Source organism: Sphingomonas sp. Ant20 (genome assembly GCF_000783375.1).
GTDB lineage: Bacteria > Pseudomonadota > Alphaproteobacteria > Sphingomonadales > Sphingomonadaceae > Sphingomonas > Sphingomonas aerolata.
On sequence record NZ_JRVI01000050.1, the window covers coordinates 14074 to 37748 of the forward strand.

The window sequence follows — 23675 nt, forward strand, 5'->3', positions numbered from 1 at the left end:
TACCCCTTGACTATCGCCCCAGGACCTCATCGACCCAGGCCGGTACCAGCATTCCGGCCGCGCCGATCCGCGTCTCCTCGAAAAACACGCTCCCCATCGAGGGGTCGAGGTTCAGCTCCAAGGTAGCGGCGCCGTGATAGGCCGCGGTCTGCACAAAGCCGGCCGCCGGATAGACCGCCCCCGACGTCCCGATCGACACGAACAGATCGGCCTGCGCCAGCGCCGCCTCGATCCGCTCCATCTGGTACGGCATCTCGCCAAAGAACACGATGTCGGGCCGCAGCGCCGCCGACCCGCAGGCGCCGCATATCGCCCCCTCCGGCAAGCTGCCGGCCCAGGGTTCGCGCGCGCCGCAAACGGCACATAGCGCGGACAGCAGTTCGCCATGCATGTGCAGCATCCGCGTCGCGCCCGCCCGCTCATGCAGGTCGTCGACATTCTGCGTGACGATCAGCAATCCGCCGCCCCATGCTTCGTCCAGCCGCGCCAGCGCACGGTGCGCGGCATTGGGCTCGACCGTCGCCAGCGCCGCCCGACGGAGATCGTAGAAGCGGTGCACCAGCTCCGGATCCGCGGCGAGGGCCTCGGGGGTGCAGACATCCTCGACCCGATGTTTTTTCTACGCCCTCGGGGGCGTCATATTCCCAATATAAATCAGTGCCTTGGCTCCGAAATGTCGGGATGCCGCTCTCGGCAGAAATGCCAGCACCGGTCAAAATGACGATGTTTCGTATGTCGCTCATCTTCGCATGATACCGGGCAGGGGCGGTCCGTGCCACACGCCGTTAGGGCTTCGGATCGTCCTTGGTGTCGTCCTTCGGATCGTCCTTGGACCACGATGCTGCGAGGTTGCCGAACATCGTCTTCACGAGTGCTTCACAGAACGGCTTGATACCAGCGCCGATGAAACCGATGCCGCCACCATAGGTAGTGCTTTGACCAACCGACCATGAGTTTTCGTAAGCCAATGCGCCGCTCAACAGCACGCAGAAAAACAGTAGCGAAAGCTCGTAAGTCCATACTTTATTCTTGTTGGACGCCGGGTTAAAAATCACGGTAGCGCGCGACAGGGTCGCAGCAACGCAGGCTACGGCGATGGACGCGATAAGCGACACTATCGAGTCAGGTGAGGCACCGGAAACGCTCGCCGCCGATACAGATGCGCCGACGATGACGCTGGCGGAAACAAGCTTATCAATCATACTTCTATTTAATGAAAAGCGCGACCCAGCGTGATGAATAGCGCGAAGGCGAAACACAAGCCAGCAAGGGGTAAAACGCGGAGCAAGGGCGTGAAACGATAATCGTTCCAGATGCGCACGGTAGGGGCTTTCAGGCGTAGAAGAATCTCGTTTCTGTAGCAGATTAGAATGGTCATCCATATCCCAACTGGGACAAGCACAAGGAAGTCGAGGCAGCGTATGATGTTCATGGTTATAGTCCGATTGGCAACCGACATATCTGCGTAGTTGATCATCCAAAAAGCTTCGGGCGAGCATAAAACTATCATACCAATGCAGATGGCGGTAAAGGTCGCGCAAAACGCATTAGCGGGGGTGAACCCGTCGCGTCGATCTTTCCAAAGCTGTTTGGCAAAGAGTGGTAGCAGCATGGCGGAAAACATCGAGATGAGCACCATTGTGAAGAGTGCCGCGCCAAACAGATAGCCGTTTTCCATGAAGGATGCGGGATAGGGTGAAACTGTCATGTCGATATTTAGATAGATGGTTGGATTTGGCGGTAGGGGAGCAATGGGCGGAAGGAAAAATGCAAAAAACTTCCGCCCATCGTCATCACCAACAACCGCAGGGGAGAAAGGAGCAAAACCCCGCGATATGGTATTTAGTCAAGTGGTTAAGTTCGTGGTCAAGCGTCCCTACCAAGCTTGAACAGCACTTCGTGATCGACCCCGCTATCGTCTGTGGTGATAAGCTGGGGGATGCCGTCTACGAACCTTACGGCAGTGTCCGGGTTATCCATTGCATAGACGATGCGTGCGACGGTTTCGTTTATGTTATCTGAAACGGTCGCCGCTTCTGCGCGTGTAAGTTTCCAATGGATATTACCACCATCGTCATAGTTATACCCGACGCCCCACGGTCCTTTGCGAGGACCATTCCCGGATGACCCTTCCACAGGATGGGCGCGAATGTTGAAAAAGGCCCGCGTGTCCTTCGCGATACGATCCTTTGACAGTCCCTCAATCTTGAAGGTGAAGCGGATGCGGGCGCTCATGATCCGCCACCGTCTAACCAATACGGCTTTGAACCATTTTCTGTGCGTTCGTTGGCGTCCTTGGATGGTCGACCACCCAAGAACACGCCAGCGATACCAAGGAGAAGGATTGGAATGCCTATGACCAAGGTCATGACCGATCCCCCTTCGTATTCATCGACAAGAGCCTCTGAAACTCGGCTGTCGCCGCTTCTCCTAAAGCTTGAAGTGATGCCGATAGCGCGGAGACCGACTTGGTGTCCGTTGCGGCATAGCTGTTGCTCGACGCAGCCCTCGACGCAGCGACAAGATCGGCGTTCGTGCTACGCGGCTTCGTTTCAGTCTTGGCAATCTCTGCCTCGACGCGGGCAAGGGCGGCTTCAGCACGGTCTGCGCGGGCATTCGCTAAATCTACGCGCTGTTCATTTTCTTGGTTGGTGGTCCAAACTATCTGGAAGCGCTCAAACAGATTCTTGAATTGCTCTTCGTAGTGCACTACGCGTTTTTGGGGCGTAATCGTGTGCGCGGTCGGCGTTACTAAAGCTGCTCCAATGTCTCTCTGCACACTTCCGCCAATGATTTAAACGGAAGCTGATGAGCAGGATGGTGCTGGCGAGTAATACGCAGATAATGGTGATGATTGTTTCGTATGTCATTTTGCTCCTTGGTTGTTTTCAGAAATTATGAGGTAGATGCTTGATCGTTTAAGTCCGTATTTTAAGATTAGCTCTTTGATCGTCGCGCCAGCGTGGCGATCGTTGACGATCCTCGCATTGCGTTCCGTAAATCGCTTTCCGGTGTTCATGAAAACGCCAGCCGGAATAGAACGCGAGCTTCATCGGAAGGGGCTGCGATCATCAGCCAATCTTCCGCATCGTCGAAGCGGATGGAGAATTCACCAAGATCGTTCTGCTCGATGAAATCCTTGGCGGCAGGGCTCAAGATAAACTCGAAACTACCTGTCTCCAGTTTGAACATCGAGCGGGTAGCGCGTAGCTCGAATGACTTCGGTTCTCGTTTCTCCATTCCTACCATTATCGATGCCACCTTTACAAACTTGTTATAAGCTTCACACATTATAGTCGCCTCTCTCTTTGTTATCATTATTATTTATCCAAAACTTGGAAAAGAGAGGCGATAAGGGTCATTAAGTTGATTTGCCCAACTTCCCGTCGAAACGGAGGTGGGCGGAATGGCACTCTTGGACTCTTTATTTGTAGCGGTTCATGAGTTGTTCCCTTTAAGTTTAAGTTTAAGTTTAAGTTGCAGTGCGCGGAGCGCCGGAGAAGTCTTTTCCTTGCTGGCGTTGCGACGATCGTAGCGTCCGATGATTGGTTTCATCTGGTAACGCGAGCGACCAAGGCACGAGTTGGCGAGCAAGAGATAAAGACGGCGATTGATCACAAGATGGTGTTCAGCACCGTCACGATACCGGAAGCCAAGGTTGCGACCGGCGCTCTGGTTGAAGTCATCGAGATGGGTGAGCATCACCATATCTTGACGATCGGTTAGTGCGTTTAGGACTTCACTAAATTCGTATTGCGATGGTGCCATCATCACCATCGTCTGTAGGACTGGCTTCGCAATGAAGGCGTTCGAGCCTTTGGCTGTCTTGTGCGTTGTGGCGACCGATGAAGCCTTGTTCGAGATGCATAGAAGCTCCTTACCGGTGGTGGTGAGGAAGTCGGTGCGTTCCGCGCTTACAACCTCCAAAAGCTTGGTGCTGGTCAGACGGTCGAACAACCTTGTCTGAACAGAGTCACGATCTAGAAACGGGGTGTCGAGTTCAGTGATCACCCATGGTTCGCCGATGTGCCGCGCGATGATGGTAGGGACAGCTTCGGTGGTGAGCACGATCGTGGTGCGCGCAGTGGCGAACCAGTCAGCCTGTTTGATCAGCCAATCGTTACCTGCGGTGGCGGCATAGATGTCGTCTTCGCGAGGCTCCCCGTATTCGCCGCTGTAAGCCGTTGTGAGCGTGTTATCCCACTTGACCACCGCTGCGAGCTTGTTTGCTTCTTGGAAGCCCACAGGGGCAGGGTAGGCGGACGACACGGCATTATAGCTCTGCCAACGGTCTACCAGCGATCCAGATGAGGACCATGAAGAGGAGTCGGCGCGTAGGCGGTCGATCCAATCGCGTGTCGAGGCTGGCACCATCGTGATGAGATCGGTTGCGGCAACCTCGTCATGGATCATGATCCCAAGATGCGTATCTTCGCGGCAACGGTTGAAGAGATTTTCGCGATCCTTCGACCAAAAGGCGGCGGAAAACATGCGGCGGGTCCATGTGTTCTTGTGCCAATCGTGCGCAACATCGTGAACCGTGAAGATAACAGGTGTTTTGCCGCTAACGATAAGTCGTTTCTTTTTGTAATATATGCGAATCTCGCTCATCGCATCCGGCTGGCGATCTTGAATGGTGTCATACAGGCTGTTGTAGCCACCAGCGATCGTGTCGTGAATCGTGAGTTCGTCTATGCGAAGTGCCGCGCAAGCTCCTTGTAGACCCTCGAAAAGCTCTTGAGAACAATGGCTTTGATCGGACGGCGAAAGTTCTTGGGGTTGTTGATTTGACCTTGGCGAAACTCGGCACACTTTTCCTTGGCGAGCGCGTAGGTGGCAAACGCATACATCGTGTTTGCCGGTAGATCGTAATCGACAAGGTCATTGATGGCTTGGTGCGTGGCATCGAACAAAGAACGCGACTTCGAAATGCCCTCTGGTGCCGTGATCCAGTGAGCGCCAGCGCTCCCTATTTTGGTTCGAAGAATGCCACCGATGGCGTCGATCGCGGACGCCTGCGAGGCGGAGACCTCTGCAAACTTCTGTTCCTCTGGCGTGCGCTCGCGATCCACCGCGTTAAGTCGCGCATCGAAATCCGCTGTCCATTCCTCGATCATCTCGCCAAGTGTGCGCGGTAGAGATTTTGTCTCGATCAAGTCCGATCCGGTGCCCACGAGGTGGACCGACCACCAGTCTTGCTTGATCAATGAATCAGGGGTGTAGTCGGTGGGGGAGTTGCTGAAATATGCCGCGATTTCGCCAGCGTTCTCACCATAATGCGAGAACTGCGGATAGCTACCGTCTGGGAAATACTTGATAATCTCGCGAGTGAGGTGAGCGTGTAACGCAGAGTCACCAAGGATATGCGCTGGCGATTTTACCCGTGCCGTCGACTTACGCGCAACTTGAATGGGGCGCAGGAAATCAGCCGGGTCGAATACCGAAACATTCGCGCACCCCTTGGCGGCACGGTCATAGAACATTTCCCACATCACCGCTTGAGGAACGCGCGAGCCTGCGGGCAGGTTAAAGTAATGCTCACCGTCTACCGGGCGGACACCGAGAGGGATGCGGCGGAAACTATCAGGGAACCTGATAGATGCGTCGGGGGCGGATATCCCCGGGGGATGTTTAGGTCGGGCGATGCTGCGAGCATCGAGGATAGCCGAAGCCATGTCGCGGTGAAGCCGTCGCGGATCGATGTGTAATCCGTCCCGTGAAGCTTAAGAAGCTCTGTTGAGAATACGAAATGAAGGTGAAAGCTTTTACTGCCGGAATAGGTGACATTCAAACCGCGACAGTCGGCATACGCCGCGCGAACGCTCGACAGGAATCTTCCGATCGGGGCGTTGATCGGCTTTTTGGCAGAGCGGAACCATGAAAGCGTATGCTTGAAGAAATTGATATCCGTGCTGTCGTATTCGAATGTCAGAACCACATTATCACAAAGCGCGACGCGTTTGCTGGGCCGGTGAAAAGACTCATGGTCCTTCGCTACATTGAGCAAAGGATTTGTGAAAAACTGGATATACTGCAAATCGTCATCGGTCGGTGCTCGCGCGATATCTGCTGCCAAAACGCTATCGCGGACGCGCTGCTTATCTTCGGACAGGGACACATAGCTGTGGCTGTTGAAGAGCATCGGTCGGATGATGTTGGTGACGAAATAACAGGAGGACGCGTTGGCGTTCTTCAACTGGTTAACTTCGCGAGAAGTGAGCTTGGAAGAGTAGGCGTCGAAAATGCTAAAAAAGTGATGTGTAGTCGCTCATTTTGTCCCTTATATGCATTCCCTGTCTTGTTATGTGGCGGACCTGATGAAGGGAACGGACATCTCCTCGGCTCATGACTTCCGGGGCTGATCCGCCACAGACTTATTTATACCGGAACCGTGTTTTGCCTGCACTATATAAGAATCGAAAGTTAGCCGATCGATACCGGTTTTGTAGAAGCGTTGATTTCATTGGATAATCTGTCCTCCCATAACGACATGTCCTAAAGGTCTTATAAGGATGTGCGCTTATGGAAGGACAAATAAGGCGAAATAAGGCAGCACCTACATGTCTGCCTCCACGACCTCTTTATCGTGGTGAGTTTTCTACCCAAGACATACAATTAATGCGCGCACCTCTGGCTTGAGCTATAACTAAATCAACGCTGGTGAGGCACCCCAACTCATGCACTTCATGATTGGTGTTCGCGCTTGATAACTTCGAACCCGCCTCACCAGCATTAGCTTGAGCTAACCTCGTATTGCCGAGCTTCACTGACACCACCATGTATGGCTGAATCGCGCACCCAAATCTGCCTACCATTCGCCAGCGTTCGCCAGTGCCCCCGGCGATTATGGGCCGATTTCGAACCTCCACTCCCAAGTGTCGAAGCGTGCGTTCTTGCCTTCTCTTCGGATGCCACCACCAGCCGCAACGGCACAGCGTGTCGTTTGAACTTTGTGCGCGCGGCGTTGATGGACTTCATACGAGGATCACCCGGATCGACGGTTTCTCCGCGTTGCTGAAGGAAGGCATTCGCCACCATCATTTCGCTTGATAGATTTCTGATGTTTTGTGTGTGCCGTTCTGCGCCGGGATATTCCCCGATAGTAATTAACTCGACTTCCGCGCCAAAGACCATTTCATAGCTATAGGCCAAGCGGCTCCAGCGCCCCTTAAGCGCTGCTAGATCGGGGCTATATTGGTAGATGCGTCCCGTTATCCGGTCGTCGTGCTGCTCCAGAACATGCATCATCGCGGAACGGGGCATCTCTGCTGTTTCGTGATACCGCATCACAAAACCGCATTTCAGATACGGTAAATGAAAATTTGAGTCTGCCATCTGGTTTATGGCTTCTCGCCAAAGCTCGTCAGTTAACGAGTTGGTGAAGCTTGCGCCCAAAAATGCGCTATCGGTTTCATCCCCAATATATCCAAAGTCGAAGATACCTTGAAGATCAACACGCACTTTACCAATCGGCACGAGATGGTGGTCGGACAGCGCTCTTAACATTATCCCGGAGTTTGCCTGTTCGAAGAACTTTGGGACCGCGTTTAATATTGGTTGCCTATTCACGGCCGCTCCGCCCTTTGAAATTTTGGTTGTTGCGCGAGTGATGTGCGCCCATCGGACTTCGGTTGCACCTGATCCAACGGGCGTCATATCCCAACCGCCTCACCAGCCTTTCAAGTAAATACCTGATGATTAAACCTCGCAAGTGCTCGATCCGATCGGCAAAAACAAGGCATGTCGTCTGCAAAACAAGGTTCGTGACGCGATCCGAGCCGACAACCCCGACCTACACCCTGACGATGTGGCTTCGTGCCCTATGGGTTCCCCCCGGCGCAGACATCATCCTGTCACCAGCCGCCAAGCGGCTTCATCCCTACAGCTACGAAGCCAAGGCGCATGCCAACGGCTTCACCAAAGCCTATGCCGCACTCGCACAGGCGAACCGTAATGACGGTCTAACCCCCGTGGCGGTGGTTCAGCACGATCGGGCGAAGCCGTTGGCGATCCTCGCTCTGGACGATCTACGCGAGCTTCAGCGTATTGCTCGACTTGAGCGGGAGCGGCGGCAGGATCGATAGCGCATGACGGGACTCCCCCGCAAAATCGTGCGGCCCATTGCGGGACGGCAGGAAGCCTTGTCGGAACTGTTCAATTGCCGCACCATCGGGGTTCGTCACTCCCGGAGATAAGCTATGTCGATTAAGCAGAATGCAGAAGCATACATCTCGATGAATTACGAAAATATGGCGAACGCCCATTATATCTATTCAGACGAATTTCCCGTAGACAACTCTGGAGACCGCAGGGCAACTCCTGCAAATATTGGGCAGCTAATCTCAACTAAGTTAGGCGATATCAGGAATGACGAAGGCAATCTGACGGTTCCGTTCGAAATTCTTGTGGAAGCCGACCTGAAATTTGACGATGGCAGTGAGCAGTCGGGCATTAAGATTGAGGTGTCGGGAGAGCTTTGGGGCGTCGAAAAGCCGTTTCGCGAGTATAATGACGATCCCGAATATGTTGACGAAAATCCAAATGCCTTCTTGTATAAGGCCGGTCAGCTATCAACAGGTCTGGGCTAAATATTTTGCCATCCAATACAAGGACGCATTTTTATGCGTATGTTGTTGATAACGATGCTCGCGTTGGCGGGATGTGCCCAACAGGCGCAGAACGAAACGATGGAGGATGCCACGCAGGTATCGGAAGCCTCCACCACAGAAAGCGATTCAATCGCAGAATGTGGCAAGAGGGGAGTGGCCTATTTCAAAGAGATAGGATCATATCCCACTTTGAAGGCTGCGCCGAACAAGGGGCGTAGCGCCATTGATGTCGTAGCAGAGCGCTGTGGTAGAACGACGACCGCGTTCTGATCGCGCAATCCGAAAGTAGTCTCCCCCCGCTTGGGTGGGTGGTTGCGAGGGGAGACGCAAGTTTGCAAGCTTGCGTCTCTCATACAGATTGAATGGTAGGAAGGTTCCCGGCGCGTCAATCAGCGGCGGTCTTTCGGCCCCGCATGCGGGTTCCACCACAGTTTTTGCCATGTGGTAGGCACCGGCCGGGGGACATAGTCGGCATACTGATATTCAGGCTCTTCGAGTTGATCGTCGACTGGAAACTCACGATTTCCGCAGAACCGACAAACCTTGGCGTCCTCTTTTATAATCTCGGCACATTCAGGGCATTTTTTCCCGCTGGCTTCGAGTTGACGGGCTTCCTGAACTTTGATGTCCGTTGGCTTCAATAGAATGTGAACAAGGGCAATCGGCCAAATCAGCGCGCCATAAACGAACCACGCTCCCGCACTTTGCCCTTTCGAATTTGCGATCATGGCAACAACCGCGCCCATCATGATCCAGAGCAGAATGATCATTTGTGTCCCCCCGAGAACCAGACGGTTCAATGGCAAAGGCGGGGGGCATGATCAATGCGGATTGTGATAGCTCTGAGTGGCGTGTCACAGGAAGCGTCCCTCGACGCGACAACCACCGCTTCCTCAACTATGTCGGTAACGATCGGCTACCCCCTCCACCTCCATGCGCTGATCGATTGGTTCATGGAGAAGCTCGATTAACGCCATCTACGCGAACGACGACATCGAGCCAATTTCCCCTCGTAGCACCCGCTGTATCGAGGTTCGAGACTGCATCCCACCGCATTTCAAATACGGTCACACTTGAGCCTCGCCCCGACTCGCGGTAATGCCGGAGGCGGAAGGCAACCCGAAACAGACGCAATTTTTTTGCTAAGGGTTATGCCTGATGAAAATCACAAGAATGATCCACGATACGGTGGTGGCCTTCAAGCCCGATCGACACCCCATCTACGCGCTGGTGGCGTTAACGATCATGATGTCCGCCTTGGTCGCTCTTGTCGTATTCGGTGGAGTAGGTGCGAGTATCGCCACTACGAGCGCCCTAACGGCGGTCAAAGCCATCCGTTAGGGCGGACAGCGATCGTATGCTGTCACGCACTTATCGGCCTTATGGCCGGTCCCGATGCCCTAACGATGTCGAATATCTCGGACATGTTCGTCTCGGATAACGCTACCTGCTCATACCAGTCGGTTCTCCACCCGCCTTCAGACGGTGGGACGAAGTCGGGCGTGAATAGCTCGGGCCATGTCCGGTGAAGCTGGACACCCCATTTCTCGTTAGCATGCTTCAGAAGGTTTGTTAGGTCACAGACCGCGCGCAGCTTGGGATGAGCGGCATATCCCATGCTTTCTACGAACTCGACAAGCCGATCATGCTTCTCGTTCGTTTTGCCGGTCCATTGTAAAGCTGAACGCTCCCAATGGTGGTAAACGGAAACGGCGAATGCCTTACGCAGCGACATAAGGCCGTCTTCCGCAGTCCGAATCGTAACTTCAAGCAATTCGTCATTCGACCATATCATACCGCCATCCTCGGCTCGTTCCTCAATGGGTCTGCCCCCTGCTGCAATGTAGCGCGAGTAGTCGTATGCCGCTGCCTTCTCCTTGTTAATTTCCTGCATTACGCCAAGCGTTGCAGCGCTGTATCCCTGCTCGATTGTATCCAAGCCGGAATGGAAAAAGACACCGCGAGGGTCAAAGTTGAAAGCTACCATTGCCGAATGATGTGTCAGTGCGGCTTACCGAACGATGAACGACACGCTGATACAGCCACGCACAGAGCCTCTACAGTCATCCGACCACCACGCACCCCCTGACATTCTATGGAGGCTCATAGAGGCTCCTACACCCCTTCATGGGGCGATCGTTTCAAGATTGTCTTGACACCTTCGTGTAGTTCGTAGTTCGCAGTGTCACCGAACTATGGAGGCACACGATATGTCGATTTTAGACAAACTTCACGCACTCATTGACCCGAAGCTCAAGGACACCTTCGATAAGAAGGCATATGATCCCGCCAAAGATCGCGCATGGGTGGTCAACCGTCTTGAAGCGACCAAGACGCAGTTTGCCTCGACCGAGACCACGCGTGGTGGTGGTAAGCGCTGGTGGCAGCTTGCGAACGGCGTAGTCGCTTTCTCGCCAACACGCCGCGACGGTCACCCGCTGGTGATCAATGGGCAAACGACCCTGTTCATTCCGAGCGAGCGCTTCAACGACTTCCTTGCGACGATGACCGAAGCCGTGGACGCAGGCGAGTTCGATAAGGAATTCGAGTCTGACTCGACCGCAGGCACGACTGTCCGGGTGAAGACGCCACGCGCACCGCGCGCATCATCTGGTGAAGGTGGCAAGGGATGGTCAGAAGAACGCCGCGCTCGTTTCGCTGCATCGATCGAAGCACGCAAAGCCGCGAAGGCGTGATCGACAGGGGTATTCGAGTATGAAAGCCCTCGTCATCGGATGTCTGCTGGTCGCATCACCGGCAAACGCCGCTACGGCCATCCTGTGCAATACGACGACAGTATTGGACATGGCTGACAGCGCAACCGACCCCAATGCTGCGAAAAAGACAATGCAGGCCGATAGCGTATTTGTCATCGACGATGCGGCAAAGTCGATAATGGAGTTGAATAAGCGGACGGGTGGATATGACGCGATTTGCAGCGAATGCAAAATCGAGTTCGGACCATCAAAGATACGCGCTCTTTGGTACCCAAGTGATAAACCGGGCAGAATTGTCCATTATTTCTTTGATCTTGATCGGGTGAAAGGAACGGTAAGTTCCGAAAGTATGGACTACAATATGGACACCGGATCAAAGTATAATATGACGATCAATGGAACATGCGCTAAAACCGCGATGCCAAAGGCATCTGACGCCAAGGCGAAGTTTTAGTCGATGGCTTGAGCATTCGGCAAAGGGGAGGGTGGTTCTACTATCCTCCCCAGTCCCCTCACAGCCTCACACGGCGCAATTACAGGATTCGCTTCACGATCCTGCCAGATATCCCTGACCCTGCCATACGGGGCTTGTAGAGGCTCCATAGCGACGATCTAATTCAAGCTCATAGGCGGTCTTTGGGACAGCCGGTGGCGCGATCGGTCCGGTATCCTGTTTCCACAGTTGATACAAAACTTCATCTACATTGTTGAGCGGATTGGCATACGGGATATCGTATTCGATGCAGTAGAGGCGTCGATAAGCGATGTCCCGAATGTGTTGCTTGAGTGGATCGGCCAAGCATCTGTGTAGAAATGCCACCTCACCGTCTTTAGACCATCCCATGGTTGTCATGGCTCTCCGATCTTGAAAAGAGCCTCTTCGGCGGGATCGCTGATCCTGAAGACACCATCGCGTTCCGTTACAAAAAGATGTGATCCACCTTTCTCGCGAAGCCATAACATTCGTTTAAGGCCATCAACTAAATCCTCAAAGCCACCACCGAGCTTTTTGTCTAATACTTCCTCGAATATGTTCATTGACGCGAGCGCACCTTTGATCAATAAAGTTTCGACATTTGGCTGAACCGTCGCCATAGGCAATATCCTTCATTCGCTGGGGAATGCCCCCGCGCGTTGCTGCAAAATTAGTTTTCGTATCAGTTAAGCGTCGCGGCGCTTTGGCCAGCGTCCAACCACATCGTGGTTTGTAGACCACCAGCCCTCGACCGAGGCGCGATCATAACAACCTGCTCGATCGGGGGCAGGAAAGTTGTAATCCTTGCGCCAGCGATAGATCGTTGATCGTCCCGCACCGGTCATCTTCATGATTTCATCTATGATCATTCGCATCCTTTCTTTGTGTAAGGGGGCAACTCTCACGAAAGGGTGATGGGATCAAGCAAAAAGCGACGCAGGATCAAAGAAGACGAACTGTGTCAAGCGATATTCAATTATAGAATGCCGTTAATTTTTTTATAAGATGCTTGGTTGAGACAGCATCAGCAAGAACAACCGGCGACTAAATATCAGCATATAATCTCTCAACAGTTTCAAATTGAAAAAAGAAAGGAGGTGATCTCTATGCGTTATGCTCCGCCCAAGACTAACAAGCCCGTCAAGTAACGAGAAAGATCATCTCTATGAAACCGAATGACCGATCATGGCGATGCAACTCGCTAATGTTCGCGTCTGTCTTTGCGATGTTGTTTGGACGATGAGCCATCAACCCTTTGCCCGGACATGGCGCGCGCACGGAGCATGTCGATAGAATAAATATCGACATGCTCTACTCGATCGAACCCCCCTGCCATTTCCCCCATTCCGTGCGCTGGCGAACACCCATGGATAATTACGAGCGTCGCACCGATCGCGAATGGAGCATGGCGGCAGATCGTCATGCCAGCGAGGCAATGGTTGGCGTTGGCAACCTGAACGCCCGTTACAACGATCTCGTTGAGGATAATCAGACCCTCTTGGCGGAAATCGACAAGCTATCTGCCAAGCTCGCTGCGCAGGCATCCACGATCAAGATGCTCGAAGAGTCGATAGCTATGATTCTCGACCATGTCTTCAAAGACTAATATTCTGATGAGCCTAAGCGGGAACCTAAGTTACCACCAAATCGGAGAACAGCGCTGGCAGTGTTCTCACCCGCTCGCGTAGCCACGATCGAAGTTCGCGTTCTTTTTCGGCATAGCCTTCGGGGTAGGCGTCATTGCCTTGATCGTATGACCACATATCGCGTCGAATTGCGTAGGTAGCTTCAACTATCGTTCGTATTTCAATCAATTCCTTGGTCACATTGGCATCATGTAGAAACTGGCTTTCGCCTAACGCGCGAATAAACTGGTCGCGTATTTCGGGCCTTGGGCGTTGATCAGTCGATTCTACGCATTCCACAACATACCTAAGAGCAGTGTCGTAAGTCTTGTAGCGGCGCTCGTAAAGTTCGTGTGTCAGGCGCTTGGCCTCAATATCAGCTTGTTTCGCCAGAATTTCCGTCTGTGCCTCGATGATGCTGACTTGGCGTAGGCCAATCTTGTAGGCTCCTAATACCGCCAGCCCCCCAACGATGCCACCGGATAGCGCCTGCATCAATGATCCGAAGGTTGGCCAGTCAAACGCGTTCCAGTCGATCACACATGCCCCCTGTGCCGGTTAAAACGGATGTGCCGCAGTTCAGCCTGTCTGAAAGCTTAGAAACGCGATAGCCTTGCTTGTCGGGATTTGGGTGTGAAAAATGTCTCAGGTGTCGAGAGCAAGCCTTGCCGTATGGGCGATGGCGCTGGCGTTAATGGTGGTGGGGATGAATGAAGTGGCATTTCCATGGGAGGCATTGGCAACCCTCATGGCTGGAACGAGCGCTGTCATCGGCGCGGTTGTTGTAGCAAGTAAGCAGATGGCCATATCTAAGGGCCAAAAACGCTATCTTGAAGGAGCAGGCCGAGATAGCGCGCCGACAAGCAGACATTCTTGAGAAGCAGGTTGAAATTGCACACCGGCAGACGGGCATCTTGGATAAGCAAGTTAATCTTGAAAGTCTTTCGATCAAAGGAGAACTATTTGATCGTCGGTATGAGGTATTTTTAGCCGCTCAGACTTGGCTTCGCGTTGTAATCAACAGGCCGAACGAGCCGCATGTTGAAGAGATAAAAAGATTCAAAGAGGGGCTGGATAAGGCAAGATTTTTATTCGGAAAAAATGCGAACGAAAGACTAAGAGCATTATCTATAGTCAGTATAAGATTTCCGCCTCTAAGAGCCCGACTCATAATTGGATTTTGGCAATACGGCGCGTCATTCGCCTGATGGATGAGACGACCAACCACGCTTCGGACGACGCGATGGAGACCTCCCAATCCTTTGCGAGGCGCCGGCACCGATTGAGCCACGCCAAGGTGCGTTCAACGACCCAGCGCCGTGGTAGAACGACAAAGCCCGTCAGGTCGGAGCGCCTGATGATTTCGATTGTCAGCCGATCGATGTGCGCGACTGCCCCTTCGAGCTTCTGTCCGGCATATCCGCCATCGGCGAACAGCTTGGTGAGCGTGGGAAACGCGTCGCAGGATCGTTCGATCAGGCCAGGCGCCCCGTCGCGGTCCTGAACATCGGCGCCGTGCACCACGCCTTCGAGCATGTTGCCGAGTGTGTCGGTCACGACGTGGCGCTTGCGCCCTTTGATCTTCTTGCCGGCGTCGTATCCCCGCGGTCCACCCGCCTCGGTTGTCTTCACCGACTGGCTATCAATGATGCCTGCGGTCGGCGCCGGCTCGCGACCTTCCGATACTCGCACCCATGCCACCAGCACCGCATTGATGACATCGAGCAGGCCGTTGTCGCGCATCCGGTAGAAATTGTGAAGGGCGGTGACAAATCAGGCCACAGGACCGCCGGCGCATTGCCGGTGGGGGCGGAGTAAAATCCGGCCATTTGGTAAGCTGCTCCCTTTGCGGAGCGGCGGGGATGTTTGTCGTGGAAAGCTACGCAGCGGTCAGACGGTTTGTGTTCGTCGAAGGCCATAGTCGCCGGGAAGCGGCGGAGGTGTTCGGGCTGAACCGGGATACGGTCCGCAAGATGTGCCTGTATTCGGCACCGCCCGGATACCGCCGGACGAAGCCTCCGACCAAGCCGAAGCTCGGGGCGCTCCTACCGGCTATCGACGCAATCCTGGCGGCCGACCGTGAGGCACCGCGCAAGCAGCAACACACGGCAAAGCGGATCTTCGAGCGTCTGCGCGACGAGCATGGGTATACGGGCGGCTACACGATGGTGAAAGACCATGTGCGGCTGTGCAGCGCGCGGGCGCGAGACCTTCGTGCCGTTGGCGCACCCACCGGGGCATGCGCAGGTCGACTTCGGGGAGGCGGTCGCGATCGTCGGCGGGGAGCGGATGAAGATCCACTATTTCTGCATGTCGCTGCCGCAGTCGGATGCCTGTTTCTTCAAGGCATATCCGCGTGAGACGACCGAGGCGTTTCTCGACGGGCACGTGTCGGCATTCGCGTTCTTCGGGGGCGTGCCGCTGTCCATCCTCTACGACAACACAACCATCGCCGTGGCCAAAATCTGCGGCGACGGAACGCGTGAGCGCACGCGTGCCTTCACAGAGTTGGTCAGCCACTACCTGTTTCAGGACCGTTTTGCGCGTCCAGCGCGGGGCAACGACAAAGGCAAGGTCGAGGGGCTGGTGAAGTTTGCGCGCAACAACTTCATGGTGCCCGTGCCGGTCGCCGCCAATTTTGATGTCCTGAACGCTAGGTTCGAAGAGTCCTGCCGCGCGCGTCAGGGTGAGCATGCCGGTCAGCACGCGGAGACTATCGCCGAGCGGATGGCGGCTGACGTAGTAGTGTTACGCCCGCTGCCGTCGGTACCGCTGGAGCCATGCGAGAAACGCGCCGGGCGCGTGTCGTCGACCGCGATGGTGCGCTACCGGACCAACGACTATTCGGTGCCGACCGCGTACGGTTTCCGCGATGTCGTTGTGAAGGGGTTCGTCGACGAGGTCGTCATCATATGCGCTGGCGAGGAAATCGCCCGGCATACGCGCTGCTACGCCGAAGGCGTATTCGTCTCTAACCCACTGCATTATCTGGCGCTTATCGAGACCAAGCCCGGTGCACTCGACCAGGCGGCAGCCCTTCAGGACTGGGACCTGCCGGACATCTTCCAGCATCTGCGGCACCTGCTCGAGGCGCGAATGGGCAACAAGGGCAAACGCGAGTTCATCCAGGTGCTGCGGCTGCTCGAGGCAATGCCGCTTCCCATCGTCACAGACGCAGTGACCGAAGCCATCCAGTTGGGCGCACCTGGCTTCGACGCGGTAAAACTCATCGCGCTGGCGCGTATAGAGCGCCGTCCGCCCCGCCTGGATCTGGCGGCGTATCCTCACGTGCCCAAGATGGACGTCAAGACGACGTGCGCGGCCGACTATGCGGTGCTGGCAGCGTGACGACCAAGGATGCCATGCCGGTGGGCACGATGGCCGGCACCCCGCAGGTTCTGCTCGCTCATCATCTCAAACAGCTCAAGCTGCCGACCGTTTTGCGCGAGTATGAGAAGGTCGCGCGCGAATGCGCGCAGGGCGGGGTCGATCACACCCGCTACCTGCTGCGGCTTATCGAGCTGGAGCTTATCGACCGCGAGCGCCGGACCATCGAGCGACGGATCCGTGCCGCCCGCTTCCCGGCAGTGAAGAGCTTCGACACGTTCGACTTCACCGCCATCCCGAGCCTCAACCGGATGATGGTGGTCGAGCTGGCCCGGTGCGAATACATCCTGCGCCGCGAGAACGTCATCGCGCTCGGCAACAGCGGGACGGGCAAGACCCATGTCGCGCTCGCGCTCGGTCTGGCAGCTTGCCAGAAGGGCTTTACGGTCGCCTTCACTACTGCCGCCTCGCTGGTGAACCAGCTGATGGAGGCACGAGACGAGCGACGCCTGCTCAAGCTTCAGCGTGAGATGGCGGCCGTGAAACTGCTCGTCGTCGACGAACTCGGCTACGTTCCGTTGTCCTCGACCGGCGCCGAACTGCTATTCGAGGTGCTGTCGCAGCGTTACGAGCGCGGCTCGACCATCATCACCTCGAACCTGCCATTCGAAGACTGGACGCAGGTGCTCGCCTCCGAGCGGCTAACCGGCGCGCTGCTCGACCGGCTGACCCACCACGCCACCATCCTGACCATGAATGGCGACAGCTACCGCCTCAAGCAGTCCACCGGACGCCGGCGCGCGGGGCGGAGCAAAACCAGGCCAGCGTCCTGTCCGACCCGGACACCGGTGAGATACTATCTTCCTGACACTCAGACCGAGGACGGCAACGATATGAAAAGGGCCCCGATCGGGGCCCTTTTCATATCGTCAGCGCACGCCTCAGGTGGCCTGCTTTTACTCCGCCCCGCTGGCCTGCTTTTGCTCCGCCGTTGACACCTGAGCCTCAACCTTTCCACAACGGCCAGCGAGACCGCCGTGCTGGAAGCCGCACGCCATGCGGGCCTAATCCTCGCACGAGGCAGCGCGTTCATGCCGTGGGACGAGATCCGGGGTGGGAAGACGTTCCTTCGATTACCATTCCAGGGTCTTGATCCGGAGGAATTTTCGGAGGGAATGGCACGGCTGCGCCGAATCCTTGACGAACAGTCAGCAATCTAAGGTAGTGGATCATGCACGATCGCAGCACCGAACCCGGCTCTCCGCTATCGGACATTAATTCGGCTGCTCAATTGTATTCGATTAATCGAAGTGCGATCGCACCCAACGAGGTAAATACCTCGGTCGCCGCACTACAGGTAAGTGATTTAGTGGTTCAGAGAAGCCGGCGATGGGTGCGTTCGATAGATGAAAACAGGCTCCGCATGCCGGATCCTGAAAAAGATCCAAAATGGTGGGAGCGGCAAGGCGCTTGGTATCTGCGACAATTGCTTCGCGCTGAAGGTCTTCAGCTTGAACACAGCATCGACACGGCGGCCGTCGTCTGGCTGCGCGGGCTCTCTCCAGATTTGGCACCCGGTCCGGCGCCCTATTCCGGCTACGCACCGCCAGCGACGTTTGCGGCAACCCTGTTCAAGGTATTCGGTGTCATTGGCCTCATGAGGGCAAGCGCCTGCGCTTTCCTTGACGAAAACGACGGACGGATCGTGCGCCATGTTGTCGCCGTCCCAGCTGCTGAGCGCGCCGTTAGTTCGCATGGCTGGAGTGCGGACCTGCCATGGCACATGGACGGTGCATACCGACCGTTCCAAGATAATGATCCCACGTTGCTGACGCCGCCGCCGCGCTGGCTGATTTTCGGGGTAATTAAGGCCGACCCGACAGTTCCGATGACGGTAGCGTTGGTGAACGCGGTCACGGAGCGGCTTTCGCCTCGCAGCCTCGCGATACTGAAGCGTCCGGATTTTGCCGTCACGACGCCTGATTCTGTCGAGCAAAACCGTACGTTCACATCGCTACCGATACTTGATCAGGACGAAAAGGGGAATTTGATCTCGCGCTACAACAAGGGGCATTGCCTAGGCCTGACAACGCGCGCTGCCGATGCCCTTCACGACTTCGAGACGGTGCTGAACTTGCCGGACGTTCCATTAGTTTTGCCCGTTCAATCGGGCGATTTGGTGGTGATTGACAACTGGCGCTGCCTTCACCGTCGTCCGGCATACACCCCAACGTGGACCGGCAAAGATCGCTGGTTCGTCCGCGCCTATGCAACCGCGCGGCCGTTGGGATTGAATAGCCGCCAACTTCCTTGACGTTGGCCGTCCGGGTATATGACGCGCGGTTCTTCACAGATGCGCTGGGGCTCGTGCTGACCGATCGTTCCAAGATGATGGCGTTCGTGCGCACCAACGACGATTATCACTGGATCGCGATCGCCGACGCAGCCGTCAGCACGCTGAACCATATCGCCTTCCAGATGCCGACCTTGGAGAGCGTGATGCGTGCCGCCGGGCGTATGGTCGACCACCGGTTCCCGATCGGCTGGGGGCCGGGGGGGGGCACGGACCGGGCGACAACCTGTTCACCTATTTCGTCGACCCGTTTTCGGTTCGTGATCGAATACACCGCCGAAGTGCTCTAGGTCGACGACGATTGCCGCGTCGGCGCGTCGGCGCGTCGGCGCGGCGGGCGACTGAACCTATGCGCCCGGCCGCAGCGACCAATGGGGTATCGCGCCGCCCAAGACCTCGCAGTGCAAGGCGGCGCAACTCGCCAGGCCGTTCGCTTGACGCCTTTTAGGAGAAAGTCATGACGCTCGATCACGACTCGTCCCAGCGCCGGCCCCTATGGTCTCAGCGCGAGCGAGGGGCTCGCGCATCTGGTCGCAGGCCAGGTCATCCGCACGCTCGCCGGCGTCGAGCAGGCCGCGGGCGGTTTCGGCGCGGTGGTGTGCGACGCGCTGCTCGATCGGGGCCCGATTTCAATGGACTGGCACGAGCGCGAGCACGACACCTGGTTCGTCACGCGCGGCAAGCTGCAAGTGTGGTCCGGCGACACCGCGCATGTGCTCACCCCCAGCGATTTTGCCTATGTGAACCGGGCGACACGCACAGCTACCAGAGCGTGGCGCCGCGCACGCAGTTCTTCGGGATCGTAGCGCCGGGCGGCTGGGAGCAGTTTTTCGTCGATGGCGAAGAAGTCTTGGGGGTGGCCGGCCTGCCCGTTGCGGACCATCCGTTCGATTTCTTGCGGATGGGGCCGGCGATGGACGAGCACCGGATCATGCGCGTCGAGAGTGCGGTCTTCGCCGAGGCCACGCCAACCGGTGCAGACGACCGAGCACTGCCCGGCGCACACGTGTCGTATTTCGTCGAAGCCGGGTTCGGCACGCGGCGGACGCTGCTCGGTCATTTGTCGACCGCGGTGCTGACCGCCGCCGAGAGTGACGGCTTCGTCGACATGCGGGTGATCGAGGGCTGGCATGAGGCCGCCCTTCCGCCGCTGCGTCACCGGCCACTACAGCATCGACAGTACCACCATCCTTGCCCACGTCTCGGCAGCGGGGGTAAAGGGGGACTCATCGACAGGCTTTTGGCCGCTCGCGGGGCGGGTTCGGCTGTAAGGTTCACTGCATCGCCGATGCTTGTGGGCGACCGCTCGCCTTCCATCTGACATGTGGGCAAGCCGCCGACTGCAAGGCGTACGACACGCTGATTGTACTGCCCGAGGTTGAGCCGGCGCTGCTGGGTGACCAGGGGTACGACGCCGACGCCATCCGTGACGATCTACGTGGCCGCGGGATCGACGCCGTCATCCCAAGACGATCCAACCGTAAGAAGCCAATCATCCATGACCGCACCCTCTACAAGGAGCGCAATCGTATCGAGCGCATGTTTGGTCATCTCAAGATCAATCGCGCGGTCGCCACCCAATACGACCAACTCGCCGAAAGCTCCCTCAGCATGATCCAGATCGCTGCCACCCGCTACCTGCTCAAATTCGTCTACGCCGCCTAGCGTAGACTGTGTTCTTGTCTGCTTGGAGCACCTTGACCTGAATAGGCTGGGGTTGGGAGATATGCCCACCTTTGAACCCGGCTTCGCTGCCGAACGAGATTGCATCGACGCGGCCTGGGAAGTCGCGTCCGTCGACTAAACCAATGTATGCTCACCTTCCCCATCAAGACATTCGCGAGCTGATAGCGAGGCTTCGAAATCGGTCATTCGCAAAAATGAACCAGCGTCCGAAGTTGGGAAGCGGGAAAGGGCGCGCGAACGTCCACAATTGGGTCTTTGCAGATTCGGTGGGAAGGCGTCGCCGAGCTCGGCGTCTACCGGATCAATATCTTGTTCGGGCGCTCCAAGGATTGGCGGCGTATCGGCACCCGCTACGACCAGTAACCGACGGACTTGCTCTCCGCCGTCGCTCTCGCGGACACCGTCATTTTGGCTATGATCAACGTATCATAACCTTAATGGCGCATCGCACCGATCAGAGCGAACAAGCGCCGTTGTTTGGGTCAGAAAATCAGACCCACAATGTCGCGTTGCCCTTCTGATGCGGTCTCGCCATTATAGCAAGGACCGGGGGAGAGTGGCGTGCGCAAAAGCATCTCGAGAGCGTGTGGTTTGGTGATGCTGCTCGGGTCGATTTCGGCAGCCGCTCAGCAATTGCCGCCCCCTGCTGATTCCTCGACCGCCGGAACGGCGCAAGGCGACGTGTCGGTCACCATCTACACCAACGACGTCGCTTGGTGCAGGACATCCGTCCGCTGAACCTGGCGAGCGGGCGGGTTCAACAGAATTTCCCCGACGTGAGCGCAGCGATCCGACCGGAAACGGTGTCGCTGACCGTGCCCGATGCCGCGATCGTCGAGCAGAATTTCGACTATGACCTGCTCAGCCCGTCGAGCCTGATGGAGAAAGCGGTCGGCGAGACGATCACGCTGGTGCGGACCAATCCGGCCACCGGCGCGGAAACCCGCGATCGCGCGAAAGTGCTGGCGGTGAACGGCGGCGTGGTCATCGAAGTGAACGGTCATGTCGAGGTACTGCGCGACGACGGCCTGCCGGTGCGCGCGGTGTTCGACCGGGTGCCCGACGCGCTGCGGGCGCGCCCGACGCTGTCGGTGACACTGGCCAGCACGCGCGGAGGAACCCGTCCGGCGACGCTGTCCTACCTGAGCCGCGGGCTCGGCTGGAGCGCCGATTACGTCGCGCTGTTCGACGACAAGAGCGGCACGGTCGATATCCAGGGCTGGGTAACACTGAAGAATAGCAGCGGGACGACGTTCGCTAACGCCAAAACGCTGCTGGTCGCCGGCGAGGTCGGCAGCGCCGACGATGACGGCAGCGGCGGCTATGCGCCGCGTCCGCGCCGCCGAACGACGACACGCCCCGGCACCGAGAGCGCCGCGCGCGAGCAGCTCGGCGACTTCTACCTCTATCCGCTGGCCGAACGCACCACGATCGCCGACAAGCAGACCAAGCAGGTCAGCTTCCTCGATGCCAAGGGCGTGGCGGCGGGCGCGGGCTATCGGTTCGAGAATGGCTGGCTCGGCAGTTCGGACGAACCACGCAGCGCGCAGTCGGTGCTGCGGTTCAGTAACTCGGGGGCAGCAGGCTTGGGCGATGCGCTGCCGGCGGGGGTGGTCCGGGTCTATGTCCGCGATGCACGCGGGCAGCCGCAGTTCACCGGCGAAAACCGGATCGAGCATACCCCGCAAGGGTCGACCATCGCGCTTCCCACCGGCGACGCGTTCGACGTGAAGGTGCAGCCCGTCACCGTGTCGCGCACGCGGCAGGGTGACAGCCGCTGGCGCACGGCGATGCAGTACAAGCTGACTAACGCCCGCGCCCGTCCGGTCACGGTCGAGCTCATCCAGGGCGGGCTCGACTGGGGCGACGTCCGGGTCGTCGAGGACAGCGCGAAGGGTGAACGTCGCACCGCCGGCACGCTGGCGTGGCAGGTATCGGTGCCGGCCAATGGCAGCACCACGGTGACGGCGACCTTCGACACGCGCTACTGATGCGCCATCTGCTGCTCCTGGCGGTCGCGCTGCTGGTGGGCAGGGCGGAGGCGCAGACGACCGTCACCTCGTCCGCGCCGGACCGCGTCTCGCTCACGGTGTACCGGGCACCTTATGGCCGCGGGGCGATGACCCTCCAGTATCTCGGTGGCTTTGCATTGGTGACGGAGACGCGTCGCGTCCGGCTGCCGCGCGGACCGGCGGTTCTGCGGTTCGAGGGCGTGGCGCAAGGGATCGTGCCGGTCAGCGCAGTTATCGACGGCCTGCCCGGCGGCACGATCGAGAAGAACCGCGACGCCCGCCTGTTGTCGCCGGCCTCGCTCGTCGACGGTACGCTGGGTCGTGACGTGACGCTGACCCGAACGGAAAGGGCGACCGGACGACCGACCAGCGAGCCCGCGACCGTTGTCGCCGGCCCGGCACCGGGCGTCATCCTCCGCACGGTGACGGGGATCGAGGCTTTACGCTGTTCGGGTCTCGCGGAGCGGCTGGCGTTCGCCGGCGTCCCAGGCGGCCTGTCGAGCAAGCCGGTGCTGAGTGTAACGACCATCAGCCCGGCGGCGCGCACGGTCACGGTGCGTCTGTCCTATCTCGCGTCCGGGTTCGACTGGCGGGCGAGCTACGTCGCTGCGCTCGCCGCGAACGGGCGAACGGTCGACCTGTTTGCCTGGCTGACCCTCGCCAACAGCAACCCGGAAGTGTTCCCGAGGCCGAGGTGCAGGCCGTCGCGGGCCGGCTCAACCGGGTGGCGTTGCCCGCGGTTCCGGCGGCGGCGGGCGGGCTGCGGCTGGTCTGCTATCCGCTCGGCACGACGACGTCGGATCTGCCCGAAACGGAGTTTGAGCCTGCGACGAGATAGTGGTGACGGCGTCGCGCGCGATGGCGCCCCCCC

At 57.4% G+C, this 23675-nt stretch carries 27 protein-coding genes and 5 pseudogenes; 15 read left to right on the top strand and 17 right to left on the bottom strand.

Going from position 1 to position 23675, the window contains the following annotated elements; translation table 11 throughout:
* Nucleotides 1–10 precede the first annotated feature (10 nt).
* The 10 genes and pseudogenes from NI18_RS08810 to NI18_RS24270 form a co-directional block, all read right to left on the bottom strand.
* Nucleotides 11–743: pseudogene (locus tag NI18_RS08810) on the bottom strand (NAD-dependent deacylase).
* 42 nt (nucleotides 744–785) lie between these two features.
* Nucleotides 786–1202, bottom strand: coding sequence for a hypothetical protein (locus tag NI18_RS24265; protein ID WP_128082147.1), 417 nt, complete (start codon nucleotides 1200–1202; stop codon nucleotides 786–788).
* An 8-nt stretch (nucleotides 1203–1210) separates the two neighbouring features.
* Nucleotides 1211–1708: a hypothetical protein gene (locus NI18_RS08820; protein WP_198526976.1), complete on the bottom strand. Its 498-nt coding sequence runs from the start codon at nucleotides 1706–1708 to the stop codon at nucleotides 1211–1213.
* Nucleotides 1709–1866: 158 nt separating this feature from the next.
* A complete protein-coding gene (locus NI18_RS08825) occupies nucleotides 1867–2235 on the bottom strand; it encodes a hypothetical protein (protein ID WP_037529513.1) in 369 nt (122 codons plus the stop codon).
* Between the two features lie 130 nt (nucleotides 2236–2365).
* Nucleotides 2366–2710 carry a hypothetical protein gene (locus NI18_RS08830; RefSeq protein WP_037529517.1) on the bottom strand — a complete coding sequence of 115 codons (345 nt, stop codon included), beginning with the start codon at nucleotides 2708–2710 and terminating at the stop codon, nucleotides 2366–2368.
* A gap of 305 nt (nucleotides 2711–3015) precedes the next feature.
* The gene (locus tag NI18_RS08835) at nucleotides 3016–3291 is read right to left on the bottom strand and encodes a hypothetical protein (RefSeq protein ID WP_128082148.1); all 276 of its coding nucleotides are present in this window, start codon (nucleotides 3289–3291) and stop codon (nucleotides 3016–3018) included.
* Nucleotides 3292–3438: 147 nt separating this feature from the next.
* On the bottom strand, nucleotides 3439–4611 hold the full coding sequence (locus NI18_RS22245; protein WP_052149089.1) for a hypothetical protein: 1173 nt from the start codon (nucleotides 4609–4611) through the stop codon (nucleotides 3439–3441).
* 80 nt (nucleotides 4612–4691) lie between these two features.
* Nucleotides 4692–5483: a hypothetical protein gene (locus NI18_RS08845; RefSeq protein WP_157840503.1), complete on the bottom strand. Its 792-nt coding sequence runs from the start codon at nucleotides 5481–5483 to the stop codon at nucleotides 4692–4694.
* A 62-nt stretch (nucleotides 5484–5545) separates the two neighbouring features.
* A complete protein-coding gene (locus tag NI18_RS08850) occupies nucleotides 5546–6196 on the bottom strand; it encodes a hypothetical protein (protein ID WP_037529523.1) in 651 nt (216 codons plus the stop codon).
* Between the two features lie 536 nt (nucleotides 6197–6732).
* Nucleotides 6733–7506, bottom strand: coding sequence for a hypothetical protein (locus NI18_RS24270; protein WP_128082149.1), 774 nt, complete (start codon nucleotides 7504–7506; stop codon nucleotides 6733–6735).
* A gap of 299 nt (nucleotides 7507–7805) precedes the next feature.
* Between NI18_RS24270 and NI18_RS24275 the strand changes: the two genes are divergently transcribed.
* The 3 genes from NI18_RS24275 to NI18_RS24280 all read left to right on the top strand — a co-directional run bounded on the left by NI18_RS24275 (nucleotide 7806) and on the right by NI18_RS24280 (nucleotide 8879).
* Nucleotides 7806–8084: a hypothetical protein gene (locus NI18_RS24275; RefSeq protein ID WP_128082150.1), complete on the top strand. Its 279-nt coding sequence runs from the start codon at nucleotides 7806–7808 to the stop codon at nucleotides 8082–8084.
* Between the two features lie 114 nt (nucleotides 8085–8198).
* Nucleotides 8199–8588, top strand: coding sequence for a hypothetical protein (locus tag NI18_RS08855; RefSeq protein ID WP_037529526.1), 390 nt, complete (start codon nucleotides 8199–8201; stop codon nucleotides 8586–8588).
* A gap of 33 nt (nucleotides 8589–8621) precedes the next feature.
* Entirely contained in the window at nucleotides 8622–8879 is a 258-nt protein-coding gene (locus NI18_RS24280) for a hypothetical protein (protein ID WP_128082151.1), read from the top strand.
* Between the two features lie 119 nt (nucleotides 8880–8998).
* Here the strand turns inward: NI18_RS24280 and NI18_RS22250 are convergent, their stop codons facing one another.
* Both NI18_RS22250 and NI18_RS08870 read right to left on the bottom strand, forming a co-directional pair.
* Nucleotides 8999–9379, bottom strand: coding sequence for a zinc ribbon domain-containing protein (locus tag NI18_RS22250; RefSeq protein ID WP_052149090.1), 381 nt, complete (start codon nucleotides 9377–9379; stop codon nucleotides 8999–9001).
* Between the two features lie 593 nt (nucleotides 9380–9972).
* A complete protein-coding gene (locus NI18_RS08870) occupies nucleotides 9973–10596 on the bottom strand; it encodes a hypothetical protein (protein WP_037529529.1) in 624 nt (207 codons plus the stop codon).
* Nucleotides 10597–10819: 223 nt separating this feature from the next.
* Here NI18_RS08870 and NI18_RS08875 point away from each other — a divergent pair, with 223 nt between their 5' ends.
* Together NI18_RS08875 and NI18_RS08880 are read left to right on the top strand one after the other, a co-directional pair.
* On the top strand, nucleotides 10820–11305 hold the full coding sequence (locus tag NI18_RS08875; protein WP_128082153.1) for a hypothetical protein: 486 nt from the start codon (nucleotides 10820–10822) through the stop codon (nucleotides 11303–11305).
* 19 nt (nucleotides 11306–11324) lie between these two features.
* Complete coding sequence (locus tag NI18_RS08880; protein WP_037529531.1) at nucleotides 11325–11780, top strand: hypothetical protein; 456 nt, start codon at nucleotides 11325–11327, stop codon at nucleotides 11778–11780.
* Between the two features lie 93 nt (nucleotides 11781–11873).
* Here NI18_RS08880 and NI18_RS24285 read toward each other — a convergent pair whose 3' ends face one another.
* The 3 genes from NI18_RS24285 to NI18_RS23235 all read right to left on the bottom strand — a co-directional run bounded on the left by NI18_RS24285 (nucleotide 11874) and on the right by NI18_RS23235 (nucleotide 12670).
* Nucleotides 11874–12125, bottom strand: coding sequence for a hypothetical protein (locus NI18_RS24285; protein ID WP_128082154.1), 252 nt, complete (start codon nucleotides 12123–12125; stop codon nucleotides 11874–11876).
* A gap of 50 nt (nucleotides 12126–12175) precedes the next feature.
* Nucleotides 12176–12421, bottom strand: a complete 246-nt coding sequence (locus NI18_RS24290; RefSeq protein WP_128082155.1) for a hypothetical protein — start codon at nucleotides 12419–12421, stop codon at nucleotides 12176–12178.
* Nucleotides 12422–12487: 66 nt separating this feature from the next.
* Nucleotides 12488–12670, bottom strand: a complete 183-nt coding sequence (locus tag NI18_RS23235; RefSeq protein ID WP_157840506.1) for an AlpA family phage regulatory protein — start codon at nucleotides 12668–12670, stop codon at nucleotides 12488–12490.
* Between the two features lie 437 nt (nucleotides 12671–13107).
* Between NI18_RS23235 and NI18_RS08885 the strand changes: the two genes are divergently transcribed.
* Nucleotides 13108–13407 carry a hypothetical protein gene (locus NI18_RS08885; protein WP_128082156.1) on the top strand — a complete coding sequence of 100 codons (300 nt, stop codon included), beginning with the start codon at nucleotides 13108–13110 and terminating at the stop codon, nucleotides 13405–13407.
* Nucleotides 13408–13432: 25 nt separating this feature from the next.
* Here the strand turns inward: NI18_RS08885 and NI18_RS08890 are convergent, their stop codons facing one another.
* Nucleotides 13433–13966 (bottom strand): hypothetical protein, encoded by a 534-nt coding sequence (locus NI18_RS08890; RefSeq protein WP_128082157.1) that lies wholly within the window; start codon nucleotides 13964–13966, stop codon nucleotides 13433–13435.
* A gap of 290 nt (nucleotides 13967–14256) precedes the next feature.
* On the opposite strand from NI18_RS08890, the gene NI18_RS24295 reads away from it, so the two are divergent.
* Nucleotides 14257–14634 carry a hypothetical protein gene (locus tag NI18_RS24295; RefSeq protein ID WP_128082158.1) on the top strand — a complete coding sequence of 126 codons (378 nt, stop codon included), beginning with the start codon at nucleotides 14257–14259 and terminating at the stop codon, nucleotides 14632–14634.
* On the opposite strand, the pseudogene NI18_RS08895 reads toward NI18_RS24295, so the two are convergent.
* Nucleotides 14594–15178, bottom strand: a pseudogene (locus tag NI18_RS08895) (IS5 family transposase); the annotation flags it as partial. The gene NI18_RS24295 and the pseudogene NI18_RS08895 sit on opposite strands and share 41 nt — an antisense overlap.
* 110 nt (nucleotides 15179–15288) lie before the next feature.
* Between NI18_RS08895 and istA the strand changes: the two are divergent.
* The 8 genes and pseudogenes from istA to NI18_RS08940 all read left to right on the top strand — a co-directional run.
* A pseudogene (istA, locus tag NI18_RS08900) lies at nucleotides 15289–16774 on the top strand (IS21 family transposase).
* Between the two features lie 29 nt (nucleotides 16775–16803).
* Nucleotides 16804–17748, top strand: coding sequence for an IS21-like element helper ATPase IstB (istB, locus tag NI18_RS08905; RefSeq protein ID WP_084215124.1), 945 nt, complete (start codon nucleotides 16804–16806; stop codon nucleotides 17746–17748).
* Between the two features lie 236 nt (nucleotides 17749–17984).
* Nucleotides 17985–19067, top strand: coding sequence for a TauD/TfdA family dioxygenase (locus NI18_RS23240; protein ID WP_081874352.1), 1083 nt, complete (start codon nucleotides 17985–17987; stop codon nucleotides 19065–19067).
* A gap of 2 nt (nucleotides 19068–19069) precedes the next feature.
* Nucleotides 19070–19396, top strand: a complete 327-nt coding sequence (locus NI18_RS08915) for a hypothetical protein (protein WP_037529536.1) — start codon at nucleotides 19070–19072, stop codon at nucleotides 19394–19396.
* Nucleotides 19397–19878: 482 nt separating this feature from the next.
* Nucleotides 19879–20427: a hypothetical protein gene (locus NI18_RS24300; protein ID WP_128082159.1), complete on the top strand. Its 549-nt coding sequence runs from the start codon at nucleotides 19879–19881 to the stop codon at nucleotides 20425–20427.
* A complete protein-coding gene (locus NI18_RS25015; RefSeq protein ID WP_081874353.1) occupies nucleotides 20388–20771 on the top strand; it encodes an IS5 family transposase in 384 nt (127 codons plus the stop codon). Before NI18_RS24300 ends, NI18_RS25015 begins: the two co-directional genes overlap by 40 nt.
* 618 nt (nucleotides 20772–21389) lie before the next feature.
* A pseudogene (locus tag NI18_RS08935) lies at nucleotides 21390–22783 on the top strand (DUF4139 domain-containing protein).
* Nucleotides 22783–23675, top strand: a pseudogene (locus NI18_RS08940) (hypothetical protein); the annotation flags it as partial. The pseudogenes NI18_RS08935 and NI18_RS08940, both read left to right, overlap by 1 nt.

What these genes read in the sequence shown, in the direction of transcription:
- NI18_RS23240 (WP_081874352.1), top strand. Translation starts at nt 17,985, where the DNA reads ATGCACGATCGCAGCACCGAACCCGGCTCTCCGCTATCGGACATTAAT.
- NI18_RS24265 (WP_128082147.1), bottom strand. Translation starts at nt 1,202, where the DNA reads ATGATTGATAAGCTTGTTTCCGCCAGCGTCATCGTCGGCGCATCTGTA.
- NI18_RS24280 (WP_128082151.1), top strand. Translation starts at nt 8,622, where the DNA reads ATGCGTATGTTGTTGATAACGATGCTCGCGTTGGCGGGATGTGCCCAA.
- NI18_RS08835 (WP_128082148.1), bottom strand. Translation starts at nt 3,291, where the DNA reads ATGTGTGAAGCTTATAACAAGTTTGTAAAGGTGGCATCGATAATGGTA.
- NI18_RS08870 (WP_037529529.1), bottom strand. Translation starts at nt 10,596, where the DNA reads ATGGTAGCTTTCAACTTTGACCCTCGCGGTGTCTTTTTCCATTCCGGC.
- NI18_RS08880 (WP_037529531.1), top strand. Translation starts at nt 11,325, where the DNA reads ATGAAAGCCCTCGTCATCGGATGTCTGCTGGTCGCATCACCGGCAAAC.
- NI18_RS24290 (WP_128082155.1), bottom strand. Translation starts at nt 12,421, where the DNA reads ATGGCGACGGTTCAGCCAAATGTCGAAACTTTATTGATCAAAGGTGCG.
- istB (WP_084215124.1), top strand. Translation starts at nt 16,804, where the DNA reads ATGGCCGGCACCCCGCAGGTTCTGCTCGCTCATCATCTCAAACAGCTC.
- NI18_RS24275 (WP_128082150.1), top strand. Translation starts at nt 7,806, where the DNA reads ATGTGGCTTCGTGCCCTATGGGTTCCCCCCGGCGCAGACATCATCCTG.
- NI18_RS08855 (WP_037529526.1), top strand. Translation starts at nt 8,199, where the DNA reads ATGTCGATTAAGCAGAATGCAGAAGCATACATCTCGATGAATTACGAA.
- NI18_RS08885 (WP_128082156.1), top strand. Translation starts at nt 13,108, where the DNA reads ATGCTCTACTCGATCGAACCCCCCTGCCATTTCCCCCATTCCGTGCGC.
- NI18_RS08845 (WP_157840503.1), bottom strand. Translation starts at nt 5,483, where the DNA reads ATGTTCTATGACCGTGCCGCCAAGGGGTGCGCGAATGTTTCGGTATTC.
- NI18_RS23235 (WP_157840506.1), bottom strand. Translation starts at nt 12,670, where the DNA reads ATGATCATAGATGAAATCATGAAGATGACCGGTGCGGGACGATCAACG.
- NI18_RS22245 (WP_052149089.1), bottom strand. Translation starts at nt 4,611, where the DNA reads ATGAGCGAGATTCGCATATATTACAAAAAGAAACGACTTATCGTTAGC.
- NI18_RS08825 (WP_037529513.1), bottom strand. Translation starts at nt 2,235, where the DNA reads ATGAGCGCCCGCATCCGCTTCACCTTCAAGATTGAGGGACTGTCAAAG.
- NI18_RS08875 (WP_128082153.1), top strand. Translation starts at nt 10,820, where the DNA reads ATGTCGATTTTAGACAAACTTCACGCACTCATTGACCCGAAGCTCAAG.
- NI18_RS22250 (WP_052149090.1), bottom strand. Translation starts at nt 9,379, where the DNA reads ATGATCATTCTGCTCTGGATCATGATGGGCGCGGTTGTTGCCATGATC.
- NI18_RS08820 (WP_198526976.1), bottom strand. Translation starts at nt 1,708, where the DNA reads ATGACAGTTTCACCCTATCCCGCATCCTTCATGGAAAACGGCTATCTG.
- NI18_RS24270 (WP_128082149.1), bottom strand. Translation starts at nt 7,506, where the DNA reads ATGTTAAGAGCGCTGTCCGACCACCATCTCGTGCCGATTGGTAAAGTG.